Origin of the sequence: Oleiagrimonas sp. (genome assembly GCF_027858935.1) — a bacterium.
Lineage (GTDB): Bacteria > Pseudomonadota > Gammaproteobacteria > Xanthomonadales > Rhodanobacteraceae > Oleiagrimonas.
Map to the genome: position 1 here is coordinate 1 of NZ_JAQIBU010000264.1, position 6,669 is coordinate 6,669.

The window sequence follows — 6,669 nt, forward strand, 5'->3', positions numbered from 1 at the left end:
ACCTACTGGCACAAGTACGGCGTGCGCGATCCGCGGGGCGGCGGACGCAGCTCGGCGCGCGAGACCACCATGCGCGTGGCCGCGGCCGTGATCGCCAAGAAGTGGCTGGGCGAGCACCATGGCATCCGCGTGCGCGCCTGCCTGACCGCGCTGGGTGAACTGGTGCCCGGCGCGATGGACTGGGACGTGGTCGAGGACAACCCGTTCTTCTGGCCCGATGCCGACATGGTGCCGCAACTGGAGGCCTACATCACCGCCTTGCGCAAGAGCGGCGACTCGGTCGGTGCGCGCGTGGACGTGGTGGCCGAGGGCGTGCCGGTCGGCTGGGGCGAGCCGGTCTACGGCAAGCTCGACGCCGAACTTGCCTCGGCGCTGATGAGCATCAACGCGGTCAAGGGCGTGGAGATCGGCGACGGTTTCGCCGCGGTGGCACAGAAGGGCAGCACGCACCGCGACGAGCTGACGCCCGACGGATTTGTCTCCAATCATGCCGGCGGCATCCTGGGCGGTATCTCCACCGGACAACCGGTTCGCGCCTCGATCGTCCTCAAGCCGACTTCCAGCATCCTGATCCCCGGCCGCAGCGTGGATATCGACGGCGCGCCCGTGGAAGTGGTCACCAAGGGCCGGCATGATCCGTGCGTGGGTATCCGCGCCACGCCCATTGCCGAGGCCATGATGGCGCTGGTGCTGATGGATCAGGCCCTGCGCCATCGCGCGCAGTGCGGTGATGTCGGCGTCCTCACGCCACGCATTGCCTGATGCGTATCGGCATGTCGATCGAATTTTTCCCCATTGTGCATTGTAAAGAGAACCCATGAGTCGCAAGAGCACCTACAAGATTGCGGTCGCCGGCGCTACCGGAGCCGTCGGTGAAACGATGTTGTCGATCCTGGCCGAGCGCAACGTGCCGGTGGGCGAGCTGGTCCCGCTGGCCAGCGAACGCTCTGCCGGGGGCTATGTCGAATTCGCCGGCAAGCAGGTCATGGTGCGTGATCTGGCCACCTATGATTTCGAGGGCGTGGACATCGCCTTCTTCTCCGCCGGCGGCGCGGTCAGCCGCGAGCATGCGCCGCGCGCCGCAGCTGCCGGGGCGGTGGTGATCGACAACACGTCCGAATACCGCAACGATGCCGATGTCCCGTTGGTGGTCAGTGAAGTCAATCCGCATGCCATTGCCGAGTACACACGCCGCAACATCATCGCCAACCCCAACTGCTCGACCATGCAGATGCTGGTGGCGCTGGCGCCGATCCACCGTGCGGTCGGCATCGTGCGCATCAACGTGGCCACCTATCAGTCGGTATCCGGCGCGGGTCGTTCGGGCATGGAGGAGTTGGGCCGGCAAACCGCAGCGTTGCTCAATTTCCAGCAGGTCAAGGCGGAGAAGTTCAGCAAGCAGATCGCCTTCAATGTGATCCCGCACATTGACGTTTTCATGGACAACGGTTACACCCGTGAGGAAATGAAGATGGTATGGGAGACCCGGAGGATCCTGGAGGATGATTCCATCCAGGTGAATCCCACGGCGGTGCGGGTGCCGGTGTTCTACGGTCATGCCGAGGCGGTGCACATCGAGACCCGTGAGCGGATCAGTGCCGAACAGGCGCGCTCGCTGCTTGAGCAGGCGCCCGGCCTGGTGGTGATGGACACGCGCAAGGATGGTGGTTATCCGACTCCGGTCGGGGATGCGGCGGGCAAGGACCCGGTCCTGGTTGGACGCATTCGCGAGGACATCTCGCATCCCCATGGCCTGGACCTGTGGGTGGTCTCCGACAATATACGCAAGGGCGCGGCACTCAATGCCGTGCAGATCGCGCAACGACTGATCGAGGAGTATCTGTGATGGATTCAGGCACGCATCGCTGGATGATTTTCCCCGGGCTTTTGCTGGTGGCCGGGTTTGCCATGGCCCAGACCAGCTCCGGGGCCATGCAAAAGCAGCTGCATACGCTGAAAGCCAAGGCGGCGCGGCAGCAAACCACGGTCCGACAACTCAAGCAGCAGGTCGAGACCCTGAAGCAGCGTACGGCCGATGAGAAGGCCAGGCTGGCGGCCCGAAGTCAGGAGATTGCACGCCTGAAGGCGGAACTTGCCGGCAAGACCGCGCCGGCGGCCAAAGCGACCAACGGGCAGTCGCATTCGGATACATGATGCGGTGCGGACTCGAGGCAATGGAGTTTAGGTGGTGAAAAACGTATTTGTGAATTAAAGTTACGTTATTATTGTAAAGTCGCGTCGAGATGGTTGGCGTGTCTTGACCGTGGTACGTGGGGAGCACTTAATGAACCGGACCTTGAAGCTGTCCATTCTGCTGGCTTTGACCTTGAGCAGTACGCAGGCGCTTGCGCTCGGACTGGGTCAAATCCGCGTCAAATCCGCGCTGAACAAGCCGTTGGTGGCGGAGATCCCGCTACAGACCGATTATCCGGGCGAAGCCTCTGATCTACAGGTTTCGCTGGCCTCGCCCGACCAGTTTGCGCGCGCCGGCCTGGACCGGTTGAGCCTGACGGTGCAGCTGAAATTCAAGGTCACCACCAATGCCGCCGGGCAAAAAGTCATTCGGGTGACCAGCGACGAGCCCGTGCGTGAGACCTTCCTCGACTTCCTGGTCAAGGTGGATTGGCCTCGCGGCCAGTTGCTGCGTGAATACACCGTGCTGCTGGATCCGCCGGGCAGCGAAGCCACGGCGAGGCTGCAAGGCGCAGTCACGCCGAGTGCCGCCGCGCCGCCGAAACCGGCGCCGGAACCAGCACCTAAACCGGCCAAGACTGCGGCGCCAGTGAAACCAGCACCAGTGGCAAAGGCAGCGCCCGAGATGAAAACCGCGGCCAAACCGGTGCAAAGCAAGCCGACGCCCAAGCCGGCACAAAAAAAAGTGAAGCCGGCCGCCCGGCCGCCCGCAGCGTCGGCCCAGGTGCAGAATGGTAACTACGGCCGCGTCCGGCACGGGCAGACGTTGTGGGGCATTGCCCACAATCAGCACCCCGGGGGCGTCAGCGTCAACCAGATGATGCTGGCCCTGAAGTCGGCCAATCCGGATGCCTTCTACAAGGACAACATCAACGCACTGAAAAGCGGTGCTGTACTTCGGATTCCGACCCGCGATGAGCTCCTCGCACAAACCGCAGCGGCGGCCACGGCCGAGGTGCTGCGGCAGGATCGCTCCTGGAGCGCCATGGTGCCCCACCGCACGACCATGGTGGCGTCCGCCGGCCCCGGCGGAGCCAGCCGTCCGGGCAAGCCGGCGTCCTCCAGCAGGGCGGGCACAGCGTCGAACCGTTCCGGGGACGAGCTCAAGTTGGTGCCTCCCAGCAATGGCGGGGAAAGCACCGGTGCGCGTGCCGGGGTGGCCGGTGGCAGCAACAAGGTCGCCGTGGAGCAGCTTCACCAGGAGGTTTCCCGCGCCAAGGAAGCGCTGTCCAGCGCCCAGCAGCAGACCGCTGACCTGCAGGCCCACCTGAAGAGCCTCAAGGATATCCAGAGCAAGAACAATCGGCTGCTTGACCTCAAGAACGCCGAGATCACCGAGTTGCAGAACAAGCTTGCCGCTGCAGACAAAAAACCGTCCGCTGCGGGGTCCGCCCTTGCGCATGCAGTGAACGGCAGTGTTCCTGCTTCCGGATCGAGCGCTGCGATCGCGATGGCCGCGGCCGCGAGTGGGGCCGCTCCGGCGTAAGCTTCCACGGATGCGGCTGGTAGCGTTGCAACCACGCCCAAGGCGGTTGCAACCTCTCCCAAGCCGGTGGCCAAGCCGTCGCAGCCCAAGCCCGTGCCCCGACCGGCCCCCGTCCAGCCCTGGTATGGACCGCTGTGGGTCAAGCTGGTCGCGGCGCTGGGCGTGATCGTGTTGCTGCTCCTGCTCCTGCGCAGCAAGCGCAAGGCCGGATCGTCCAAGCCTTCCCTCAACCAGCGTTCCATTGCCGATCAATTCGGTGACTCGTCCTTTGGCCCTGCTGCGGACGACGACGGCGATGAGGAGCAGGATGAACTGCTTCGTGAGCTGGCCGAAAATCCGGAGGATCTGGGGCTGCACCTTGAGTTGGTGAGTTTCTATTATGCGCGTCGCGACGTGGAGCGTTTCGAGTCCGCCGCCGAGGCCATGCGCACGCACATCAGCGACCCGCAACAGGAGGAATGGCAGGACGTGATCATGATGGGTGAGGAACTTTCACCCGACTACCCCCTGTTTGCCGCTGACGAAGGCGCCTATTCGCCCGAGATTCCGGATGAGGATGATGAAACGCATCCGCTACCGGACGAGGGCAGCACAGCCACTCCAGGCAGTGCGGATAGCGACTGGCATGACGCCCGGGATGAAGCGGACCCGGAGGACGCGATCGGGACTTCCGAGCACTACGACTTCCGCGTGGGTGATGCCGACATGCCGGCTCCCGGGATGTCGAGCGAGGAGGATCCTGATGCCTTGCCGCCTCTGGATGGCGAGACTTCTTCCTCCGAACTGGGAGATTTCACCTTGCCCGGGGACGATGTCACCAGCATGTCGCTGGACACAGACGACGATGTTTCTCCGGCATCCGGGGCCGATGAGGTATCCGACGCCGACACCGACACCGAAGTCAAGCCCGAGAACGATGCAGAAGGCGAAGCTGAGGACGATGTCGAGCCCGTCGCAGCATCCGGAATGGGCGGCGACGCTGTGGATACCAAGATCGATCTGGCGCGGGCTTACATGGACATGGGCGATCCGGAAGGAGCCCGTGCCATGCTTGAGGAGGCCATGCACGAGGGCAGCCAGTCCCAGCGCGACATGGCGCAGAAGATGCTGGACGAGCTCGACTGACCTGCGCGGGTAGTCGCACCTGATCACGCCGGTCCCGGCAGCGGGGCCGGCGTGGTTGTATTCTTGCCCGCTTTCCCCTACCACCCGACATCTTCATGCGTATCGCCCTGGGTATCGAATACGACGGCACCGACTTCATGGGCTGGCAGCGACTGAGCCATGGACCGACCGTGCAGGCAACGCTGGAGCAGGCGCTTTCGACCGTGGCAGACGCACCGGTGACGGTGACCTGCGCCGGACGTACCGACTCCGGCGTACACGCGCAGTGTCAGGTCGTGCATTTCGATACCGAAGTCACCCGCAGCATGCGTGGTTGGGCACTGGGCGCTTGTGCCAATCTGCCGCGTAGCGTGGCGGTGCTGTGGGCGCAACCGGTGGCCGCGGATTTCCATGCCCGGCACAGTGCCCGCGCGCGACGCTACCGCTACAGCATTCTCAACCGCCCGGTTCGCGCGGCGCTCGACGCCCGTTACGTGACCTGGGAGCGTGCCCCTCTGGATGAGCGGGCCATGCACGAGGCCGCCCAGGCGCTGGTCGGGGAGCACGATTTCACGGCATTTCGCGCGATCGCCTGCCAGGCACCGCACGCGCGACGCGAGGTGCGCGAAGTTCGGATCTGGCGCGATGCGCAGATGGTGCATGTCGAGATCGAGGCCAATGCCTTCCTGTACCATATGGTGCGCAACATCGTCGGCTCGCTGCTGCCTGTCGGTCGCGGTGATCGTGAGCCTGGCTGGATGGAAACGCTTCTGGCCGGGCGCGATCGCGACCGGGCCGGTCCAACGGCTCCTTCGTCGGGGCTCACTTTTATTGGTCCGCGGTATCCTGCATCGTGGGGGCTTGCGCAAGCCATTTGCCTGTGAACCGGGGTTTTCGTCTGGGACTTTTGACCGAACACGGATACGCCACGCCATGACACGAACGCGCATCAAGTTTTGTGGCATGACCCGCCTTGAGGATGCCCTGGTCGCGGCTGCCCTGGGTGCAGATGCCATCGGACTGGTGTTCACGCGCCACAGCAAGCGATTCATCACGCCTGAGCACGCAGCCGCAATCCGCGATGCGCTGCCGCCCCTGGTCAGCACCGTGGCGTTGTTCATGGATGACCAGGCCGACTGGGTTGCCACCGTGGAGCGTGCGCTGCGCCCGGACATGCTGCAATTCCATGGTGTTGAGACGCCGGCTTATTGCGAGTCCTTCGCTACGCCGTACCTGAAGGCCATTGCCATGGCCGGCATGGAAGATGTTATGGCGTTGCTGGATGCGCATCCGAAAGCGCGCGGTTTTCTGCTCGATGGACATGCGCCCGGCGAAGCCGGCGGCAGCGGGCAGCGGTTCGACTGGTCGCGGGTACCGAGCGGCAGCGGACGCAGCCTGTTGTTGGCCGGCGGCCTGCATGCCGACAACGTGGCCGACGCAATCAGGGTCGCCCGGCCTTGGGGAGTGGATGTTTCCAGCGGTATCGAGTCGGCGCCAGGCATCAAGGACCCGCGTGCGATGCGGGATTTCATTGCGCGGGTGCGCAATGCGGACCAGACCATGGCCTGACCGGGATGCCGTGCGGCGACCGTTTCACCGGGTGCCTGCATGCCCCGGCCATGAATATCCAAAACACCGTGCCGCGTGAGAACGATCGCGCTGCCGATCCGCACCGGGATCGGTCTGCTCGGGTTTTCCCGGGTGCCTTTGTGCGAAACGGCGGCCTTTTCATGCCGCGAAGGTGGTTGAGCGGGTCCTCTCGGACCACGCTTGCTAGGTGGAGTCGGCGTTCAGTTGCGCGCGCAACCAGTGTGCCAGTGCCGGGATGTTCGGGTCACTTGAGCCGCGTGGCGCGCACAGCACCCAGATGCCTCCGGTTTCGCTGA

General features: G+C 64.3%; 7 protein-coding genes. All 7 read left to right on the top strand.

Going from position 1 to position 6,669, the window contains the following annotated elements:
• Positions 1-762: chorismate synthase (gene aroC / locus PF446_RS09690; RefSeq protein WP_298071223.1), on the top strand; the 762-nt coding region annotated here is incomplete at its 5' end.
• 55 nt (positions 763-817) lie between these two features.
• A complete protein-coding gene (locus tag PF446_RS09695) occupies positions 818-1,846 on the top strand; it encodes an aspartate-semialdehyde dehydrogenase (RefSeq protein ID WP_298071224.1) in 1,029 nt (342 codons plus the stop codon).
• Positions 1,846-2,154 carry a hypothetical protein gene (locus PF446_RS09700; protein WP_298071225.1) on the top strand — a complete coding sequence of 103 codons (309 nt, stop codon included), beginning with the start codon at positions 1,846-1,848 and terminating at the stop codon, positions 2,152-2,154. The genes PF446_RS09695 and PF446_RS09700 overlap by 1 nt, the downstream gene beginning before the upstream one ends.
• Before the next feature lie 142 nt (positions 2,155-2,296).
• Positions 2,297-3,679: a FimV/HubP family polar landmark protein gene (locus PF446_RS09705; protein WP_298071226.1), complete on the top strand. Its 1,383-nt coding sequence runs from the start codon at positions 2,297-2,299 to the stop codon at positions 3,677-3,679.
• A 93-nt stretch (positions 3,680-3,772) separates the two neighbouring features.
• Entirely contained in the window at positions 3,773-4,804 is a 1,032-nt protein-coding gene (locus tag PF446_RS09710; protein ID WP_298071227.1) for a FimV/HubP family polar landmark protein, read from the top strand.
• 95 nt (positions 4,805-4,899) lie between these two features.
• Complete coding sequence (truA, locus tag PF446_RS09715; RefSeq protein ID WP_298071228.1) at positions 4,900-5,667, top strand: tRNA pseudouridine(38-40) synthase TruA; 768 nt, start codon at positions 4,900-4,902, stop codon at positions 5,665-5,667.
• Positions 5,668-5,716: 49 nt separating this feature from the next.
• A complete protein-coding gene (locus tag PF446_RS09720; RefSeq protein ID WP_298071229.1) occupies positions 5,717-6,352 on the top strand; it encodes a phosphoribosylanthranilate isomerase in 636 nt (211 codons plus the stop codon).
• Positions 6,353-6,669: the final 317 nt, after the last annotated feature.